A 17,669-nucleotide genomic window follows, 5' to 3' on the forward strand; every position below is an offset into this window, starting at 1 on the left:
GCTCTTGGAGCTGCCAGCATGATAGGTGCTCTGCCAGCAGCAGCGCAGGATTCCGGCACCCTGGACAAGGAAGCGGCAGAGAAGGTCTTTCCCGCCAAAAAGCCCTATTCGCCGGCGGCCGGCCGAAATTTCCCGACGCGGCCGCTGTTCGGGGACACTCACCTCCACACCTCATTCTCCATGGATGCCGGCGCCTTCGGTGCGCGTCTCAGCCCTCGCGACGCCTATCGTTTCGGCAGGGGTGAGGAGGTTACGGCATCCTCCGGGCAACTGGCGAAGCTGTCGCGGCCACTCGATTTTCTGGTCGTCGCCGACCATTCGGACAATATGGGCTTTTTCCCGGATCTGCTTGCGGGAAAGCCCGGACTTCTCGCCGATCCGCTCGGCCGGAAATGGTACGACATGATCCAGTCGGGCAAAGGCGCGGAAGCTGCGATCGACATCATCGTCTCCTTTGGCGCCGGCAAGTTCAAGGGACCGATCCTCTATTCCCCCGACTCCGCCCCCTATCGCTCGGCATGGCAGGAGACCATCGACGCAGCGGAGGAAGCAAACGAGCCGGGACGCTTTACGGCGATCATCGGTTACGAGTGGACGTCCAACACGGGCGGCAACAATCTGCATCGCAACGTCCTGTTCCGCGACAATGGAGACCGCGCCGGACAAGTCGTCCCATATACGGTTCTTCCTCCTGGTAGCGACAATCCGCGCGACCTGTGGAAATGGATGTCGGCCTATGAGGAAAAAACCGGCGGCGACGTGCTGGCGATCGCGCACAACGGCAATCTCTCGAACGGCATCATGTTCCCGATCGTGGAACCGGGCGTTAACAAGCCCATCGACCGGGAATATGCCGAGACCCGCGCCAGATGGGAGCGGCTTTACGAAGCCACTCAAATCAAGGGCGATGGAGAGGCGCATCCTTTCCTGTCGCCGAACGACGAGTTCGCGAATTTCGAGACGTGGGACAAAGGCAATCTCGACCTGACGGTCGTCAAGACGCCCGACATGCTGGAGTTCGAATATGCGCGCTCGGCGCTGAAGAATGGGCTCAAGCTGGAGAAGGAACTCGGCATCAATCCATACAAGTTCGGCATGATCGGCTCGACCGATGCGCACACCGGGCTGGCTGCCGTCGAGGAGGACAATTTCTTCGGTAAGACATCGAGCAGCGAGCCCAGCGCCGAGCGGGCTACGCACCCGTTCGTCAAGACCGAGAAGGCTACCATCATGGGCTGGGAGCAGACATCGTCCGGCTATGCCGCGGTGTGGGCGACCGAGAATACGCGTCATGCCATTTTCGACGCGATGGAACGCCGAGAGACCTATGCCACAACGGGTCCGCGCATGGCAGTCCGCTTCTTTGCCGGTTTCGATTTCGTCGCCGCGGATGCCAATTCGCGGAGTCCGGCAGTCGTCGGTTACTCGAAAGGCGTGCCGATGGGTGGCGATCTCACAGTCGCGCCGGAAGGCAAGGCGCCGACCTTCCTGGTTGCAGCGCTGAAGGATCCGATCGGCGCAAACCTCGACCGCTACCAAATCGTCAAGGGGTGGCTCGATGCCGCCGGCGAAGTGCAGGAAAAGGTCTATGACGTTGCGTGGTCGGGCGACCGCAAGCCGGGCGCTGACGGCAAGGTGCCTTCGGTCGGAAGCACTGTCGATGTCGCCAATGCCACCTGGACCAACACGATAGGGGCGCCGGAACTGATCGCCGTCTGGGTCGATCCCGAGTTCGATCCGGCCCAGCGGGCGTTCTATTACGGCCGCGTGCTGGAAATTCCGACGCCGCGCTGGACGGCCTACGACGCCAAATATTTCGGCGTAAAAATGCCGCCGGAAGCGACGATGGAGATGCAGGAGCGCGCGTACACCTCGCCGATCTGGTACAATCCGGCGAGCTGATCGAGTCGCATCGTGCAGGCAGCCAGCAGCCGGGCTCGCTTCGTCGAATCCCCGGGCCGCGCCGGTTATCTAGCAGTGCGCCTGGATTTCGATGCGGGGAGCGAGCAATAATGAGTTTCGTTGACAACACGAGGAGGGGAAATTGAAATTGAAGGTGCTCGCGGCTGCTGGTTGCAGCCTTGCTATTTCGATCAGCGTGGCTGCTGCTGCCGATGTGATCTATCCCGGGGCCGAGACAGTCGAATATCAGGCCCCATCGGGCTGGACATTCTCGGTCGCCGGCTATGGTTGGCTGGCTGGGCTTGAGGGCACAGTAGGGACGGGCGGCAGGACAGCCCATGTCGACGCCAGCGTCGGCGACATACTTTCGAACTTCGATATAGCGGTCATGGGACTGGCCGAGGCGCGATACGAGCGGTTCGGCATCTTCACTGACTTCAACTATGTGCGACTGTCGGCCTCCTCGGATACCCCATTCGGCATTCTGGCCAGCAGTGCGGACGTCACGAGCCAAAGCCTGATGTGGACGACTGCGGCAGAGTATCGGCTTGTCGATGCGCCTGAGGTGAGTCTCGACGTGTTAGCAGGCTTCCGGCTCTACTCGCTCAAAAACGAGATCGATTTCAATGGCCCCGGCCTGCTCGCCGGCGTCTCCTTGTCGGACCAGCAAACCTGGGCAGATCCCATCGTAGGTCTGAAGGCCCGCTACTCTTTCACCCCGCAATTCTACCTTACAGGTTGGGGATTCGTGGGGGGTGGCGTTTCCGCCGACGTGACCTGGGACGTCATGGCCGGCGCTGGCTATCAATTCACCGACTCGTTCTCTGCGGTGCTCGGTTATCGCGCCTCGGGCGTCGACTACGAGAATGACGGCTTTGTCTACGACACCGTGCAGCAGGGTCCGATAGTCGGTGCAGTGTTTCGCTTTTGACGCATCGAGGGAGAGCGCTCCTTCGATTGAGTGCTGGATGTCAGGACCTGGCGCTACGTGAGGGAAATCGGCAACACAAAGTTCGCAGTTTCGCTCAGCTCGGGAGCCAGCCTTCATCGGCCGGCGCGTTTCTTGCGTGAGGCGGACTTCGCTCTGCCGGCGGGATCATTTCGGCGGATAGGGCCGCGAGGGCGGCGTCGCCAGCGTGAGCAAGTTGCCGTCAGGATCACGCACCTGCGCCAGCGTCGAGTAGTCGCCCTCAATATCGTCCTCAAGCACGATCCCTAGGCCCTGCAGCCTACGGCGCTCGGAAGCGACATCGTCGATGATAAGGAACATCACGCCCCTGCCGGCGATCTCGCTGTCGGTTGAAAGCGCTACCCCGCCTGGTCGAAGAGCTCCTACTGCACCAGCGTGTCCATCGGCCGGTAATCCGGTCCACAACCGAGCAGCTTCGTATACCAGCCTTCGGCCGCCACAAGGGCCATGGCTCACAGCGTCCGAAAGGGTCACAAGCTACGAGTTTCGAGAGACCGCTCGGCAAGCGTGAGGAACAAAGGGAATAGCAACTGTACGACAGTGAAAATCGCCGCCGAAACTACGCTATTGCCGCCGTTTGCCCCTACTCCCACTCAATCATCAATTAAGCCCATAACCTATTTGTTTTAATTGATCAAATTTTATCACCTAGCCAAGGAGTACCGCCAAGAATACCGTCAGATTCTTACGCTGTTGAAAAGACTGAAACAATGTGGTCGCCGCCGCGGTATGCACACTTTTGACTGCATTATTTACGAGCTGCCATTCGGCGAGGTCGAAGCTGGAGTTCTCAGACCATAAGGCAAGGACGGGCTTTGCTCATGCTCGACAGCCCTAGGTCGAGTAGACGAGCGGCTGTATGGAAGATCACAAGTGGTCACTCGATTCACCCCACACTTAACGGCCCCCAGCTGGCGGTCACAACAATCCCACTCGACACCCCACGCGCATGCTGGATCACAATGTTCGACGCGTCGATCTAAATTCATAGATGGCTTACGAGTTTCCCTGCCGCCGGCTCTATCGCCATGCGACGGGTGGTAGAGAGCGGACGGGCGGTAGAAAGCGTAGCCTAGTTGTCCTGCGACGGCGTTGTTGGGGGCAAGACATGCGCCCTTCCCTGCCCCACAATGCTGCGTCGATTTCGCGCCTCCGCACATTTTGACGAACCTGCTGAACGCCGGAGCTATCGGCAATCGCCGCTCTGAAGCGGACATTCCGCAAACGTGAACTCTTTGTCGACATTCCGCCCCTGCTGTCACTGCCCAACACCTGTCGTCGGTTCAGCGAGGCTGAAGTCGGGACAAAACCCAATTTGAGGATGGCCTCGGATTGGTTCAGACCGGCCATTTGTTATCGTCACGGCGCGATGGTCGGTGCTTCCGCGTTTTGTTGTTGTCCGAGTGTCGTCGCCTCATCCATATGCGGGGAAATAGTCAGCGAAAATCAACCGCCATTCGTCGATCGCCAGCTTTGCATAACCCTGGTTCGCGTAGTTTTCCGCGGTAAGGGCCCTCCGATATGCCTGATCGAGAGCGGCGATCATCCTATCGGCTTCGGATTTGGCGAGATATGAAGCGACATCGTCGCTGTAGCCGGCGGGATCTGCTATTTTCTTCCAGACCTTGTCCCTCATCTTGTCGAATACCCATCGAGCACCGCTCGGATAGTCGGTGATTGTGACGTCCTTCAGAACATGGCGCACTAGAACCTCCAGATGAAAGGAGCGGAAGAGAACTCCCTTCCTGCGGTTCCAGCACTTCAGCATCTTGATCAGTGGCACCAGTGAGCCGTTGTGAGCCTTGTTGGACGCAGACCACAAGTCGACGTGCTTCTTCGGATCCGTCGAAATCCATCTCTTCAAATTCGCGTCGGGAATGAGAAACCCACCACCAGTTCGATAAAATCCCGGAACGACATCAACCTTGAAATCCGTGAAGGTGATGGTCACCGCTTGGCCGTCGGGCTTTATTTTTGGTGTCGTAGGATACCTCTTCCTGAGTGTCTTCATCACAAATGACAGCAGTGCATGCTGGTTTTGGTCCGCGTAGTATTTCGGATCGAGCACGATGAAGATGTCGATGTCTGCCGTCGTGAGGGGTGCGATCATCGTGTTCCGGCGATAGGATCCGGTCAGAAAGGATTCGAGGATTTCGAAGTCTTCGGCGACCGCGTCCCGCACGTTCTGCTGACGGGTGGCTGTGGTGCTCTCCTGAAGAGTTGTGATTTCAAGGTTGGTCCTGAATTGGCGAAAGGCCTCAGATATGGTTGTGACCATCGTTCGCCTCAGATCCCGAGACGACCGCGAATCTGCTCCCATTCCCTCGTCAGGCGCGCGTTGTGCTTGTGAAACAGCCTAGATGAGAGAAGGATCGCGGCCGTGGACTTGGTCGTCTCATAGAACGAGAACAAATCTATCGCCTGCGATTGAGCTGCAGGTCGCGAGAAGGCCTGCTTACCCGTGAACAGCCGGTTTAGATTATCGAAAACCTGCTCGCTGCGGATACGGAGCCATTCCATCCGGAGCCACCGCGCGATGATATCCTCGCTGAAGACAGCCTGCGCCGCGACAGCAAGAACTTCGAGGTTCGTGGAGCGATTCAATACGGCGACGAGGTAGATGACGAGGTAGCCGACGGTCTTCGTTCGCTGTCCGACGAGCATCATCCGAACGATCTCGCGCGTGAAGAACGCGCTTTCCATGACCGACGCCGCGAGGCGCTTCAACGGGTTTGTCTGGTCGTTATTGTAGTAGCCGACTGTCTCTTCATGCGTCAGCGCCACGCTGTAACTGTTCGACAGCAATTCCTGCCGGCGTTTGTCCTCGGCGCGAGGAAAAAGATAGAGCTTCTGGATCTGCCCCTGAAAAAAGAACAGCAGCACGCAAACGATGAAGACGATCTGCAGGATGTCGTAGGCAAGCGGATAGGTCGCCTTGTCGACGAAGAGTGCCGCGATCGAGAGGATCGAGACCACCCAGAACAGTCCGGCTCCGACAGCTTCGGCCTGCTCGAGCGGCTTGTAGTAGTTGTCACCTACCGTATCTACCTTGGGCATAAATAGCTCCCTCTCTCAAGCTACTTGATCAAAACGTAGAACGGCTCGCTGAAACCAACGAGCCGATCATCGCTTTCACGAATGATGAATGCTTCCGCCATGTGAACGCCGCGGTATTCGAGCGCTTCCCACCGACGGTCACCGTCGGTAGGCTTCTCGAAGCCGCCCCGCCCTTTCTTGAGGGCCATCGCCACCGCCCCGGTATTGGTGATGCGCCATCGCACGTAGCAATCAGCCGGCACGGTCTGGAACTTGTTGACACGGACGTTGAGCCAGAGACCGCCCCGCGGGGGCAACGCCTCGCCTGAATTGATCGGATATCCCTTGCCGGAAAACTGGGACGCGCGATATTCGGCGAAGACCTGGACATTGCGGGAAACGTGTTCGGCGGGCTGCCAACGCGGGGTTTGGAGGTGGGCTGGCGTCCGGAACCACGACGGGAGGATGCTGATACCAAAGTCGATTACGTTGTCGACCAGGCTATCAAGATGGGCTGCCCCTTCCATAAGAAGCGCACTCGCCTGATGCATCGCAGAAGCCTCTGCCTTCTTTACGTTCTCTCCCTTTGCAAACTCGTCGCCGAAGACCTTGCGCCATTTCTCGATGCTGTCGGACCGGGTCTCGGCATCGATCGCTTCATCGATCCATTTCCGGTATCTGTTCACGAAATTTCGAAAGTTCGCGTACTGGATGTCGTTCCACAGATCGGCAAAGTCCTCGGTGGGGAGCGAAGGGTTGCTGACCACCGGCTTGTCCGGCCGTGCTTGCAGCCAGTCGTCGAGCCTACCCATGATTGTCTGCAACGCGCTTGGCGTGTCCGCGAAGGCGTCCGAATCCTTATCGAACCACTCGATCCGGTGACCGATGAGCGTCGTTAGAAGAACTGACTGGCAACTGAAACGCTTCTTGATGTCCCGGATATACTTGATGAGCCGGGTCGCCTTGCGAAAAGAGTTGTTCCCCGAGTACCCGTTCTTCTCGCGCATCCACCGCGTGTATTCGATGGGCTGCGATTCGTCGAACTTATCGTTGCGCTTGTCGCAGACCTCGAGCGTTCCCTGGTAATCGCGGTCCATCACCAGCGGAGCGACATCGATCTTACAATCGTCGGCATAGGTGATCGTGACGCAGTAATCGTAGACGACTGTGTTGTCGGAATATCGTCCGCTTTCAAGGAAGACGCGCCCAAGGTCCTTCACGTATTGAGCGGCACTCCAGCCATCTACCGGCCGAACCTTGACGAGCAGATCGGCATCGAATTCTCCGCCGTCCACCGGGCGAATGATGGTGTCGTGCGCCCAGGAACCCTGCTCGATGAAAGTGGAGATTGTCGGTTCCCAGTCGGATGCTCGAAGGAAGCTCTTAATCGTCTCCGCTCGGCCCTCAAGCAGTGTAATACGGGTTTGATTGAGATTGACGGTATCGGATAGAAAGTCCTTGAAGTCACTTACAAGTTTCATACTGCCCCCCGCTAAACGAATTATTTCATCCCGGGGCAGATTTCAATCGACGGCGAGAACGGAGGGCTTGTTGTCCACTTACATCTGATGGTTGCCCTAAAAGAGGAGAGGCGGGAAGCCACCGTACCCACGCAGGATCTTGTTGAGTATCTCCTCGCGGTCGATGGCAAGCTTTAGCGCCATCGTCAGATCGTCAAATGGCGCGGTGTCGCAGAATGACCTTCAGGTGGGTAAGCGCCTGATCATATCCACGACCTTGATATAACCGTCGAGGACGTCGGCGGATCGAGACTGTCGGCTGCCCCAGCACTACTAAGGCCGCCCCTGATGACACAGCCGCGGACCGGCCCCTGCGCGCGCGCAGCGCTGGCGAGGATCTAATTTGCGAACGTCGCTGAAACGCCGAGCGCCGTCGCACGTCCGAGAAATTCACGTCGGCTCAGCCGACCCGCAGCTAAACGGCGGCTGAGATAGTCGAGTTCCTGCGACATTGAGATGCTCCTCACTCGGATGGGTGTCCCTGTGGCCTATATCGAAGCCATATTTCAATAATATCAGCTCATTGAAGCGCTTTACGGAAAAAAACCTGCTATTAGCGCAGGAAATCGGCGTTCTCTCCTTTCCTCGTGCACAGTACCGTTTAATCTCGGTTTATGGTCAAATCGGCGTGGGGCCCACGAGTGTGGTCAAACCGGCGTGAGGCCCCTCAGGGTGCGAGCCGCAGAATATCGCGGCGAACCTGTCAGTTCCCCTCGGAGATGCCGCAGAGCAAAGGAAAGGGCCGAACGAAGCTCTTACCTCTTGGCCAACGTCTCAGTGCTCGATTGGTCTTGTGAACTCCGAGGCCACAACCGCAACGCAACTGTGAGGCCGATGGAAAGTCTCGGTCTCCCGATCGCAATGACGTCAAGGCCCGCGTGACCACCTACACATCGCAGCACACGCCAGTACCCGGCATGATCGTCACGGCTTTCCGGTGCCGTTGCGGCTCAACGCGCTGCGTACACGGCCGAATTCGTGCAGGGAGAGATCCTCGCAGAAGGCGCACTGGACGGGCTCAACGAGGAGGCGCGTCATCTTGTCTATCTAAACGCCGACACGGGACTCAGGCTCTCTGAAGCGGCAAACCTCGCCACGGAAACAATCCACCTCGATCGCGAAATCCCGCATGCGCAGGTGCATAGTCGGCTGCGCGCTTGAAGCGATGAAGCTCCATCCGAACGGCTTCCCGCCGTATCGTGACAAGGCAGCCTCGCTTTCGGCCCTCGTCAATAAGGTGCTCACCAACAAGAAACTGCTGCCGACATCGGAGCATACCCTCTATAGCCTGCGGCACATCTTCGAGGATCGGCTAACGGCAGTTGAGGCGCCGGAGCAAGTAATCGCCTCCTTGATGGGCCATAAATGGATCCGGCCGAAGTACGGCGCCGGACCGTCCTGGCGCAGAAGCGCCAGTGGCTTCAAAGGATTGCGTCCACCCCGCCTGAACGGGGCTGATGCCACGCTGTGTGGCTACAACTTTTTGATTTGTGCGGTTGCAAGTTTGATGCCTTGCAATTCATCGGTGCCGGACAGCTGTCACGTTGTACAAGAGGCCGGGTTGGCCATCATGCCGCTGTCAATGGAAGCTTGGAGCGCATATTGCAGCTTTGCAATTGCATTCGCACCTACGTGCCCGCCATTCTGCATCAGTTCGGCCAGCACGGGCCGAGCGCGGTCTCGGTTTCCGAGTCGCCGCCGCGCCTCCTCAAGCTCGTGCTCCAACCGTTCGAAGGTCGGCGTATAGGCTTCGCCGTGACGAACGACCAAATAGGCCGCGACAGCCAGAATCCGTTCTAGCTCCGCGGGCGATGGTTGAGGCCTGAGAAATTCGGCGGAGCGCGCCATGGTTTGGCTTGACCAACCTTCTGCTTCACCTACTCAGAACCTGAACCCTGCAGGCGTCGCGATCTCTCCGAGATGCCGGCAGGCGGCAGGCCTTCTTTCCGGGCCTTGGCAAACGCTCGGTCGCCTTCCAGAAACCCCGCCAGCATGAATGGGATAAGTTCAGCCACCGTTTCCGACTCGCCATAGGTCTGACGGTAAAGCGCCGCATAGTCCTGGAGCGCTTGGCTCAGGTCCGCGCTAACTGTGATGGTGATCTTGGAAGGCGTCCGGTCGGGGAGCTTCCCGAGTTTCAGGTTGGCCATGACTACTCCTGTTCAACTCGGGTACGGCCGCAGCACGAGATCCTTGTGTACGACGACGCGCAACGGCCAACCGGGGCGGACGGTGATGGTGGGTTGAATATTGAGGTTCTTTTCGGTGATGTGCTGGCCGGCCCGACTGACGTTCTGCTGGGCGGATTCGCGGATTGCCTTCATCAGATCGCTTTCGTCTTCCCCGAGGCTCAATTCCGTGCCGACGCCAAGCAATGTGGCTAATGCAACGCCCTTGATCAGCTGCCAGGTGTGGAAATCCACCTTGTCCTCAAGGCCAGCATAGCCAGCGATGTCGGTCGCGGGCAGATTGTCGATCTCGATGGAGGAGCCGTCGGGCAGCAGAATGCGTTGCCAGACCAGCAGCGCGCGCCTTTGTCCAAAGGCGACAACACTGTCATAGGTGCCGATCAGGCGAGACCCCTGTGGGATCAGCAGGATTCCACCGGTGACTGTGTCATGCACGTTCTCGGTGACCTGTGCGACGACGAGGCCGGGCAAGTCGGAATTGATGCCGGTGATGAGGCTTGCTGCGATCACGCTGCCGGCCATCAGCTGATACGGCGAAGCCGGCGTCTGCAAGGAATGCGGATTGTAGATCCCGCTTGTGTTCCGCTGGCTGATAAAATCGAGCTTGCGCTGCTGATTGTTCTGGTCGCCCTCGGCCGGGGCAACGGAAGCCGAGGCGCGTGCGGCATCGGATTGCGGAAGCGGCTCAAATGGCCTCTGCACATCCTGCCCACTGCCGGCCACGTCTATCTGCCGGGGTCGATTCTCGATCGAAAAAAAGACTTTCGATTCACGTGCCTCAATCGCCTGCTGAGCAAGGCGCTGTTCCTGGTCGGAAATCTCGTGCCCCGGCGCGATGCCGAGTTGGCGCTGGCGTTCGAGGATCGGCCGGCCCAGATCGCCTGGTAATGGCGGGCCGAGCACAGGCGCGTTCGGCTTGATGCCGGAATAGTCTCTTGGAAGCGTTTCAAGTCCCTCTGCGGTTGGCTTACGCTCGGTGTTGTAAAGCTCTTCCGCCTGCTCTTTGATGCGCAGTGCCGGTCCCTGCAACGCCAGCATGGTGACGCCGAATATGGCGCTGGATCCGAGTGCAGCAATCGCGATGATCACACCGCGCTTGAACCGCACCGCACGACGGGGTGAGGCCCGTAACTGCAGCTGTTCGGGATCGAGTTTTGGCGGAGCATTGGAGTGGGAAGTATCGGTCATGAGCGCTTCCCCCCTCACCTGCCGGAACGCGCAAAAAGTGCTATCCGCCGGGGCGGTTGCCGGCCGTCAGTCCTCGTGATGCGGACCACCTGCTGCTGCTTGGTGCCGAGCCGCAGTTCGGCCGCGGCAAAGAGGCGATCGACGATGTAATAGTTGCCGCGCATGCGGTAATTGACGAGCTGGCTGTCCCCGTCAGCTCCAACGACGAAGAGCGGCGGCGCCTCGCCCTGATCGATGCGGCGCGGAAATTCGATATAAACGTTGCGGCCATCGTCGAAGGCACGCGTCGGCCTCCAAGGCGGCGCGTCGCCGGTAATCGAATAGCGGAAGCGAATATTCTCGAGCGCCACATTCGACGCCACCGGCATGGCTGCCTCGGCCTGAGCGTTGCGCCGGCGAAGCGCGATGATCTGGTCCTCGCTGTAGGTCCAGGAAATCGCCGCCATAGCCGTCTTTTCCGTGCTTTGAAGCTGCAAATGATAGGTCCGCCGGTCGGTGCTGATGACCAGATTGGTGCTGAGCCCCGGTGCGAAGGGCTTCACCAGCACATGGGTTCGCTGGTTGTCGCCGGAACCACTGACAGTGTCGCCAATCACCCAGCGCACTGTATCGCCGGCCGACACAGATGAGAGTTTCTCGCCTGGTTGCAGGGCGATGTCGACGACGCGCTCGGGTGCTGCGTAGAGCTGGTAAAGTGCGCCTTCCGTGTAGGGATAGACCTGTACCGCGTTGACATAGCCATACCTTGTGGGTTGCTGCGTCGCCGCCTTGTTGGCATCTGCGACGCGTTCTTCAGGGGAGCGCTTGTCTGCGACGACTTTGACCGGTTCGGGCTGCAGCTGGCCGGGTAGCGGCAGGGGTTTTGGCACCTCGACGACCCTGACCGGTTTTTCCGGCGCCTTCTCAATCGCTGCCGGTTTGAAGTCAGCAGCGTCATAGGAAATCTCAGGTGGCGGTACCTTCGAGGCACAGGCGCAGAGGACCGCTGCCGAGGTCGACAGGATCAGCGCGGCACAGACCGATGACACTTTATTCTTCATTGTCGGGCTCCTTCGGGGAAACGGATGTCGGCGGGGCACTGTCGAGTTCGCGCGACCAGTCGATGGCATTGATGAAGACGCCGAGGGGATTTCGGCGCAGCTGGTCTGAATTGCTTGGCGGGCGGATCACCACTGTAAGGATCGCGGTCCAGCGACTGGTGCTGGCGAGGCTGTCGCGCTCATAGACCTGTTCGGACCACTTGACCTGAAAGGAGCTGTCGGAGGCTCTCACGACACTGGTGACCTGCACCGAAACGCTGCGCGTACCGATCTTTCCGAACGGGTCGTTCGCCTTTGCGTATTCATTGAGGAAAAGAGCGGCACGGTCGGTCGCGAAGTCGTAGGCTGAAAGCCAATTCTGGCGCACCAGCACCGGATCGGTGGAGATGGCGCGAACACTCGAAATAAAGCGGCCGAGATGCCAGGCGATCTGTGCATCCGACGGTTCATAGTCCTGGATCGCCGGCGCGACGGCGCGTGCTTCGCCGAACCGGTCAACCTCGACGACGTAGGGAACGACGCGGCTTTGCGTCGATTGCCACATCAGCCCGCCGGAAAGCCCGATCGCCAGTGCTAGGCTGCCGAAGGCCATAAGCCGCCAGTTCCTGGCTTGAACGCAGGCGGAGCCGATACGCTCATCCCAGAGCTGACCGGCCTTTTGATACGGTGTGACGGGTTCGGGTGTCTTCCCGTAACGCTGAACGGGTCGCTTGAAGAGCATCTAGTCGTCCTTATCGTTGAGGGAGGGATTGGCGCTGCCGCCCGGCCGATCGCCCTCACGGAGGGCTTGCATCGCGGTGTGACGATGGGCTCGCGCGGTCTGTTCGGAGCGAAGGCGCCTCGCCCAGGTCGGCGCAGTGTCGGAGGTCGCAGCGGCAGGACTTCCGGTCATTGACGCGGTCGGCGTACCGCCGGTCGCAGTCCAGGCGGCCTCACGGCCGGCATCGGCGCTGCGCCTGACAGGTTCGGCAGCTGATCGCGCTCTGCCTATCGCGGCGCCGGCGACGGCATTTGTGACACCGTGCATTCCAGCAGCTACGCCGGACAAGCCGGAGTCGGGCGAGGTTGCACGTCCGATCTGCCAAGCCGTGGAAGCAGCCGATCCCATGGTTGTGCCGGCGCGGACTGCGGCGAGACTGCCGCCGGTTGCCATCCGCGCGCCGGCAAACGCCGCGCCTCCGGCAACGAGCGATGCACCGGCGGCGGCCGCGGTAGTTCCGAGCGCGGAGCCCGCGCCAAGCTGCGGTGCACCAGAGACAAGACCCGAGGCGATCCCCGGCCCGAAGATGCCAAGCCCAAGCAGGGCCAGCGCGCCAAGCACCTGTGCCATGGCGGCGGCCAGATCCGGCTCCTTGCCTTGCAGCGCGGAAGCGAACTCGCCGAAGAGCGTGGAGCCGATGCCGACGATGACGGCGAGGACCATGACCTTGATGCCCGATGAGATCACATTGCCGAGCACGCGCTCGGCAAGAAAGGCCGACCGATTCCAGAGTGCGAAAGGCACCAGAATGAAACCGGCCAACGTCGTGAGCTTGAACTCCAGGATGGTGATGAAGAGCTGGATGGAAAGAATGAAGAAGGCGATGATGACCAGGAACCAGGCCACAAGCAGCACGAAGATGGTGAGCGCGTTGCCGAAGAACTCAGGGAAGCCAAGAAGCTGGCTTGCCTGATCGAGCAGCGGCCAGGCGCTCTCGAAGCCAGTCGCGGCAATGCGGCCGGGGCGCAGGAGATTGTCCGGGGAGAGAGTGCCTGATGAGGCATTAATGCCGAGACCGGCAAAGGAGCGGTAGATGATGTCGGCGAGATTCTTGAAATTGTTCAGGATGAAGGCAAAGACGCCGACATAGAGCACCTTCCGGATGAGCCGCCCTAGAACATTGGGTTCGCCGCCGAGCGCCCAGGCCAGGCCTGCCAGTGTGATGTCGATGCCGATCAGGATCGTGGTGAGGAAGGCGACGTCGCCCGAAAGCAGACCGAACCCGCTATCAATATAGCGGATGAAGGTCTCCATGAAGCGATCGATGACGCCGAGGTCGTTCATGCCGCCGCCTTCCTCGTTCGAAGAGATGCTTGGTCAGTTGCCGGAATAGGCCGTGCCGGAGCCAAGGAAGCGGCGCGTTGTCTCGCGGGCGGCTTCCTCGGACTGCGCCTTGCGCGCCGCATCCTCAGCCTCAGCCCGAAACTGCGTCGCCAGCAGCGTCTGGATCTGCATCTGCTGCTTGGTGGAGAGGGCGATCAGCTGGTTGGTGGCCTGGCTTGCCTGAAGCGAACCGGCCGCGCCCTGGCTGCGGTTGACGAGATCGGCAAGCAGGTCGCCATCGGCACGGACGTTCTCGACAATCTGCGACTGGACGCCCATGGTCTGGCGGAATGCCTGCATCGCGCTATGCCAGCGCTCGCGCGCGGCGCTCGCCACATCGCTGACCTTGATCGCGGCGTCGTAGCTTTCCGGATATTGCTTGCGCCACTGGTCTTGAAGCTGGTCGAGATCAAAGCTCAGCCCGCTCGCCTGCTCCATCAGCCCGTTGACGCGACGGAGCGCGCCGGTGAGTTGACCAACCGAGGAAAAGTCCAGACGCTGAAGGTTGCGCGCCATGTTCTGCAGCATGGTCGCCTGGTTTTGCAGCGACTGGATTTGGTTGTTGATCTGCTCCAGCGAGCGTGCCGCTGTCAGCACGTTCTGCGCATAGTTCGACGGATCGAACACGATCAGAGCGGAGGCCGGCTGGATGTAGTCGGCCATCGGTTTGGCGATCAGGGAAACGGTGATCAGGCTGGTGAGAAGGCGGCGCCGCATCATGACGATTGCTCCTTGTTTGGTTGATGGAACTGCCGGAGAAGCTCGGCGGCCCAATCGAGGCCGCGCGCGCTCAGGAAACGGGAGGCGAAGCTGTCCTGCCCGTGCTCGGACAGGATGGTGTCGATCAAGGTCTGCGTGGCCGGATCGGAGGTGCCGCACAGCGCCAGAGCGATGGGGCCAAGCCCGAGTTCGAAAAGACGGTTGCCGCGGCGGGACTGCAGATAGTAGTGGCGCTTCGGCGTGGCACGGGCGATCAGTTCGATCTGCCGCTCGTTCAGGCCGAAGCGCTCGTAGGCTGCCCGCGCCTGCGGTTCCACGGCACGATCATTGGGAAGAAAAATGCGCTGTGGGCAGCTCTCGATGATCGCCGGCGCGATCGAAGAGCCAGCAATGTCGGCAAGCGACTGCGTCGCGAAGACAACCGACACGTTCCTCTTTCGCAGCACCTTCAGCCATTCGCGGATGCGGGCGGCAAAGAGCGGGTTGTCGAGATACACCCACGCCTCATCGAGCATGAGCAGCGTCGGCCGGCCGTCGAAGCGCTCCTCGAGCCGGTGGAACAGATAGGAGAGCACCGGCAGAACGGCACCTTCTTGATGCATCAGCTCCTCGGTCTCGAAACACTGCACATCCGACAGAGCCAGCCGATCATCATCGGCATCGAGCAGCCGACCGAAGGGGCCGTCCAGCGTGTAGGGCATCAATGCAGACTTCAGTTCATTGGACTGAAGCAGGATCGACAGGCCGGTCAGCGTACGTTCCTGCGCCGGCGCGGTGGCAAGGCTGGTCAGTGCCGACCAGATCGCCTCCTTCACCTCCGGCGTAACGGTGACGTTTTCATGGGCAATGAGGCCGGTGATCCATTCTGCCGCCCAGGTGCGGATAACCTGGTTGTTGATGTTGCGCAGTGGCTGAAAGGCAGACGTCCTGTCGGCGCCCAGCGCGTGGTGCTCTCCACCCATGGCGAGTGTTGCTGCGCGCGCCGAATTGCCTTTGTCGAAGATATAGACCTGCGCGCCGGCATAGCGTCGGAACTGCAAAGCAATCAGGGCAAGCAGAACCGATTTGCCGGCACCGGTTGGGCCAACGGCCAACATATGGCCGACATCGTCGACATGGGTGGAAAGCCGGAACGGTGTCGACCCGCTGGCCTGGGCAAACAGAAGCGGCGGGGCCTCTCGCCGGGTGACCTTGGCGAGATGCTCGTTCGCCGCCGGGCCGGCCCACACCGACGACAGCGGCATGAGATGGGCAAGGTTCAGCGTGTGAACGAGCGGCTGGCGAATGTTGCCATAGACATGACCGGGCAACGAGCCGAGCCACGCCTCGACCGCATTGGTGCTTTCACGGATTGTGGTGAAGCCGAGTCCGTTGACGATGCGTTCGACCGCGCGAAGTTTTTCCGCGGCGGCTTGGTAGTCCTCGTCCCACACCGTCACGGTTGTGGTGAGGTAGCCGAAGCCGACGTGATCGCCGCCCAACGCTTGAAGTGCTGCGTCGGCATCGAGTGCCTTGTTATCGGCATCGCTGTCAAGGAGTGGGACGGGTTCATTGGTCACGACCTCGCGCAGGATGGCCGCAATCGATTTGCGCTTGGCAAACCACTGCCGCCGCAAGCGCGTCAGTGTCCTTGTGGCTTCGGTCTTATCGAGCGGAATGAAGCGCGTCATCCAGCGATAGGCGAACTCCTGATGATTGAGTGCATCGAGGATTCCGGGCCGCGTGACGTTCGGGAAACCGAGGATTGTGAGCGTGCGCAGATGTTGGTCGCCCAGCATCGGCTCCAAGCCACCGGTAAGCGCCGCATCGACCAGGACGCCGTCGAGATACATCGGTGTTTCCGGCACGGCCACTGGCTGGCGGCGGGTCGAGATCGTCCCGTGGAGATAAGTCAGCGTCTCTGCATCTTCGAGTGCGCGCACTTCGGGCATGAAGCCCGACAGGAGGTCCAGGACACGGTCGGTCTCGTCACGGAACCGCGCCAGCTCCTGGCGCCAGTCTCTCTCGCCGTCGGAACGATGCGCATCGACCAGCGCGCTTTCCGCACGCGCCTGGCCATCCGGCGGCGGCATGAACAGCAAGGTCAGGTGATGACGGCTCTCGAAGTGCGCGACCTTGCCCTCGAACGCCGCGCGCCGTTCTTCGTCGACCAGCCATGACGCTGCATCGGGAAAATGCGAGCTCGGATAGTCCAGCGCTTCGATGCGCTCGGCCTCAAAGAACAATGCCCAGCCGGAGCCGAGCCTTCTCAGCGCATTGTTCGCCCGCGCACAGATGCCGACAAGTTCAGCTTCCGTCGCGCTTTCGAGATCGGGCCCACAGAACCGGAAGGTCCGCTGAAAGCTGCCGTCCTTGTTGAGCACGATGCCGGGCGCGACCAATGCGGCCCAGGGCAGTTGGTCGGCAAGCTTGTCGGCTTTGCTGCGGTATTCTGAAAGGTTCAGCATCTAAACCAACCCTTCTGACGAAGATGACGGACAAGCACGCCGGCGAAGTCCGGATCGCGTCTTGCGGCAAAGACCGCGAGCGTGTGTCCCGCGATCCAGAGCACTAGCCCGGCAATCCACTGCTGCAAGCCAAGGCCGATGGCGGCGGCCACCGTGCCATTGAGGATCGCCACCGCTCGCGGCGCACCGCCCAGCAGGATCGGTTCGGTCAGGGCCCGGTGAACGGGGACTTCAAAGCCCTCGATATGCTGCTCTCCGCTCGCCATCAGACGAGCGCTCCGCCGCCGAAGGAGAAGAAGGAGAGGAAGAAGCTCGATGCCGCGAAGGCGATCGACAGGCCGAAGACGATCTGGATCAGCCTGCGGAAGCCGCCTGCCGTGTCACCGAAGGCAAGCGTCAGACCGGTGGTGATGATGATGATCACCGCGATGATCTTGGCGACCGGTCCCTGCACCGACTCCAGGATCTGCTGCAGCGGCTGTTCCCACGGCATGCCGGAGCCAGCCGCATGAGCCTGGGCTGTGAGAAGAAGCACGAGCGCGGCTGACGGAAGAAAGCGAAGCTTCTTGCGCAT

The 17,669-nt window shown here is 60.3% G+C and carries 18 protein-coding genes; 3 read left to right on the forward strand and 15 right to left on the reverse strand.

The annotated features are described in order from the left end of the window. Nucleotides 1-18: 18 nt before the first annotated feature. Complete coding sequence (locus CIT26_RS26010; RefSeq protein WP_095495262.1) at nt 19-1,902, forward strand: DUF3604 domain-containing protein; 1,884 nt, start codon at nt 19-21, stop codon at nt 1,900-1,902. 142 nt (nt 1,903-2,044) lie between these two features. Further along, on the forward strand, nt 2,045-2,833 hold the full coding sequence (locus tag CIT26_RS26015) for a porin family protein (RefSeq protein WP_095495215.1): 789 nt from the start codon (nt 2,045-2,047) through the stop codon (nt 2,831-2,833). A gap of 165 nt (nt 2,834-2,998) precedes the next feature. Here CIT26_RS26015 and CIT26_RS37935 read toward each other — a convergent pair whose 3' ends face one another. The 5 genes from CIT26_RS37935 to CIT26_RS38920 form a co-directional block, all read right to left on the reverse strand. Then, complete coding sequence (locus tag CIT26_RS37935) at nt 2,999-3,172, reverse strand: VOC family protein (protein ID WP_245319561.1); 174 nt, start codon at nt 3,170-3,172, stop codon at nt 2,999-3,001. Between the two features lie 1,114 nt (nt 3,173-4,286). Then, nucleotides 4,287-5,150 carry a CBASS oligonucleotide cyclase gene (locus tag CIT26_RS26025; RefSeq protein ID WP_095495216.1) on the reverse strand — a complete coding sequence of 288 codons (864 nt, stop codon included), beginning with the start codon at nt 5,148-5,150 and terminating at the stop codon, nt 4,287-4,289. An 8-nt stretch (nt 5,151-5,158) separates the two neighbouring features. Then, entirely contained in the window at nt 5,159-5,929 is a 771-nt protein-coding gene (locus CIT26_RS26030) for a hypothetical protein (RefSeq protein WP_095495217.1), read from the reverse strand. 20 nt (nt 5,930-5,949) lie between these two features. Then, nucleotides 5,950-7,389: an SMODS domain-containing nucleotidyltransferase gene (locus CIT26_RS26035; RefSeq protein WP_095495218.1), complete on the reverse strand. Its 1,440-nt coding sequence runs from the start codon at nt 7,387-7,389 to the stop codon at nt 5,950-5,952. 377 nt (nt 7,390-7,766) lie between these two features. Next, nucleotides 7,767-7,880 carry a twin-arginine translocation signal domain-containing protein gene (locus CIT26_RS38920; RefSeq protein WP_425350379.1) on the reverse strand — a complete coding sequence of 38 codons (114 nt, stop codon included), beginning with the start codon at nt 7,878-7,880 and terminating at the stop codon, nt 7,767-7,769. Between the two features lie 526 nt (nt 7,881-8,406). Here CIT26_RS38920 and CIT26_RS26045 point away from each other — a divergent pair. Further along, entirely contained in the window at nt 8,407-8,589 is a 183-nt protein-coding gene (locus tag CIT26_RS26045) for a hypothetical protein (RefSeq protein ID WP_095495219.1), read from the forward strand. A 378-nt stretch (nt 8,590-8,967) separates the two neighbouring features. On the opposite strand, the gene CIT26_RS37150 is transcribed toward CIT26_RS26045, so the two are convergent. From CIT26_RS37150 to CIT26_RS26095, 10 genes are read right to left on the reverse strand one after another with little or no spacing between them, the layout of a single operon-like run. Then, complete coding sequence (locus tag CIT26_RS37150; RefSeq protein WP_206072816.1) at nt 8,968-9,276, reverse strand: hypothetical protein; 309 nt, start codon at nt 9,274-9,276, stop codon at nt 8,968-8,970. Between the two features lie 29 nt (nt 9,277-9,305). Continuing rightward, nucleotides 9,306-9,578 (reverse strand): DUF2274 domain-containing protein, encoded by a 273-nt coding sequence (locus tag CIT26_RS26055; RefSeq protein ID WP_095495220.1) that lies wholly within the window; start codon nt 9,576-9,578, stop codon nt 9,306-9,308. A gap of 12 nt (nt 9,579-9,590) precedes the next feature. Then, nucleotides 9,591-10,805: a TraB/TrbI/VirB10 family type IV secretion system protein gene (locus tag CIT26_RS26060; RefSeq protein ID WP_095495221.1), complete on the reverse strand. Its 1,215-nt coding sequence runs from the start codon at nt 10,803-10,805 to the stop codon at nt 9,591-9,593. Nucleotides 10,806-10,819: 14 nt separating this feature from the next. Continuing rightward, nucleotides 10,820-11,845, reverse strand: a complete 1,026-nt coding sequence (gene trbG / locus CIT26_RS26065) for a P-type conjugative transfer protein TrbG (RefSeq protein ID WP_095495222.1) — start codon at nt 11,843-11,845, stop codon at nt 10,820-10,822. Continuing rightward, on the reverse strand, nt 11,835-12,566 hold the full coding sequence (gene trbF, locus CIT26_RS26070; protein ID WP_095495223.1) for a conjugal transfer protein TrbF: 732 nt from the start codon (nt 12,564-12,566) through the stop codon (nt 11,835-11,837). The genes trbG and trbF overlap by 11 nt, the downstream gene beginning before the upstream one ends. Then, nucleotides 12,567-13,889: a P-type conjugative transfer protein TrbL gene (gene trbL / locus CIT26_RS26075; RefSeq protein ID WP_095495224.1), complete on the reverse strand. Its 1,323-nt coding sequence runs from the start codon at nt 13,887-13,889 to the stop codon at nt 12,567-12,569. It lies immediately after the preceding gene. Nucleotides 13,890-13,922: 33 nt separating this feature from the next. After that, a complete protein-coding gene (gene trbJ / locus CIT26_RS26080) occupies nt 13,923-14,648 on the reverse strand; it encodes a P-type conjugative transfer protein TrbJ (protein ID WP_095495225.1) in 726 nt (241 codons plus the stop codon). Beyond that, entirely contained in the window at nt 14,645-17,095 is a 2,451-nt protein-coding gene (gene trbE, locus CIT26_RS26085) for a conjugal transfer protein TrbE (RefSeq protein WP_095495226.1), read from the reverse strand. Before trbE ends, trbJ begins: the two co-directional genes overlap by 4 nt. Beyond that, complete coding sequence (locus CIT26_RS26090) at nt 17,089-17,361, reverse strand: VirB3 family type IV secretion system protein (protein ID WP_095495227.1); 273 nt, start codon at nt 17,359-17,361, stop codon at nt 17,089-17,091. Before CIT26_RS26090 ends, trbE begins: the two co-directional genes overlap by 7 nt. Continuing rightward, nucleotides 17,361-17,669: a TrbC/VirB2 family type IV secretion system protein gene (locus CIT26_RS26095; protein ID WP_095495228.1), complete on the reverse strand. Its 309-nt coding sequence runs from the start codon at nt 17,667-17,669 to the stop codon at nt 17,361-17,363. The genes CIT26_RS26090 and CIT26_RS26095 overlap by 1 nt, the downstream gene beginning before the upstream one ends.

The sequence above is a fragment of the Mesorhizobium temperatum genome (assembly GCF_002284575.1).
Taxonomy (GTDB): Bacteria; Pseudomonadota; Alphaproteobacteria; order Rhizobiales; family Rhizobiaceae; genus Mesorhizobium; species Mesorhizobium temperatum.

What these genes read in the sequence shown, in the direction of transcription:
- CIT26_RS26010 (WP_095495262.1), top strand. Translation starts at nt 19, where the DNA reads ATGATAGGTGCTCTGCCAGCAGCAGCGCAGGATTCCGGCACCCTGGAC.
- CIT26_RS37935 (WP_245319561.1), bottom strand. Translation starts at nt 3,172, where the DNA reads ATGTTCCTTATCATCGACGATGTCGCTTCCGAGCGCCGTAGGCTGCAG.
- CIT26_RS26090 (WP_095495227.1), bottom strand. Translation starts at nt 17,361, where the DNA reads ATGGCGAGCGGAGAGCAGCATATCGAGGGCTTTGAAGTCCCCGTTCAC.
- CIT26_RS26060 (WP_095495221.1), bottom strand. Translation starts at nt 10,805, where the DNA reads ATGACCGATACTTCCCACTCCAATGCTCCGCCAAAACTCGATCCCGAA.
- CIT26_RS38920 (WP_425350379.1), bottom strand. Translation starts at nt 7,880, where the DNA reads ATGTCGCAGGAACTCGACTATCTCAGCCGCCGTTTAGCTGCGGGTCGG.
- trbG (WP_095495222.1), bottom strand. Translation starts at nt 11,845, where the DNA reads ATGAAGAATAAAGTGTCATCGGTCTGTGCCGCGCTGATCCTGTCGACC.
- CIT26_RS37150 (WP_206072816.1), bottom strand. Translation starts at nt 9,276, where the DNA reads ATGGCGCGCTCCGCCGAATTTCTCAGGCCTCAACCATCGCCCGCGGAG.
- trbL (WP_095495224.1), bottom strand. Translation starts at nt 13,889, where the DNA reads ATGAACGACCTCGGCGTCATCGATCGCTTCATGGAGACCTTCATCCGC.
- trbJ (WP_095495225.1), bottom strand. Translation starts at nt 14,648, where the DNA reads ATGATGCGGCGCCGCCTTCTCACCAGCCTGATCACCGTTTCCCTGATC.
- CIT26_RS26095 (WP_095495228.1), bottom strand. Translation starts at nt 17,669, where the DNA reads ATGCGCAAGAAGCTTCGCTTTCTTCCGTCAGCCGCGCTCGTGCTTCTT.
- CIT26_RS26025 (WP_095495216.1), bottom strand. Translation starts at nt 5,150, where the DNA reads ATGGTCACAACCATATCTGAGGCCTTTCGCCAATTCAGGACCAACCTT.
- CIT26_RS26030 (WP_095495217.1), bottom strand. Translation starts at nt 5,929, where the DNA reads ATGCCCAAGGTAGATACGGTAGGTGACAACTACTACAAGCCGCTCGAG.
- trbF (WP_095495223.1), bottom strand. Translation starts at nt 12,566, where the DNA reads ATGCTCTTCAAGCGACCCGTTCAGCGTTACGGGAAGACACCCGAACCC.
- CIT26_RS26055 (WP_095495220.1), bottom strand. Translation starts at nt 9,578, where the DNA reads ATGGCCAACCTGAAACTCGGGAAGCTCCCCGACCGGACGCCTTCCAAG.
- trbE (WP_095495226.1), bottom strand. Translation starts at nt 17,095, where the DNA reads ATGCTGAACCTTTCAGAATACCGCAGCAAAGCCGACAAGCTTGCCGAC.
- CIT26_RS26035 (WP_095495218.1), bottom strand. Translation starts at nt 7,389, where the DNA reads ATGAAACTTGTAAGTGACTTCAAGGACTTTCTATCCGATACCGTCAAT.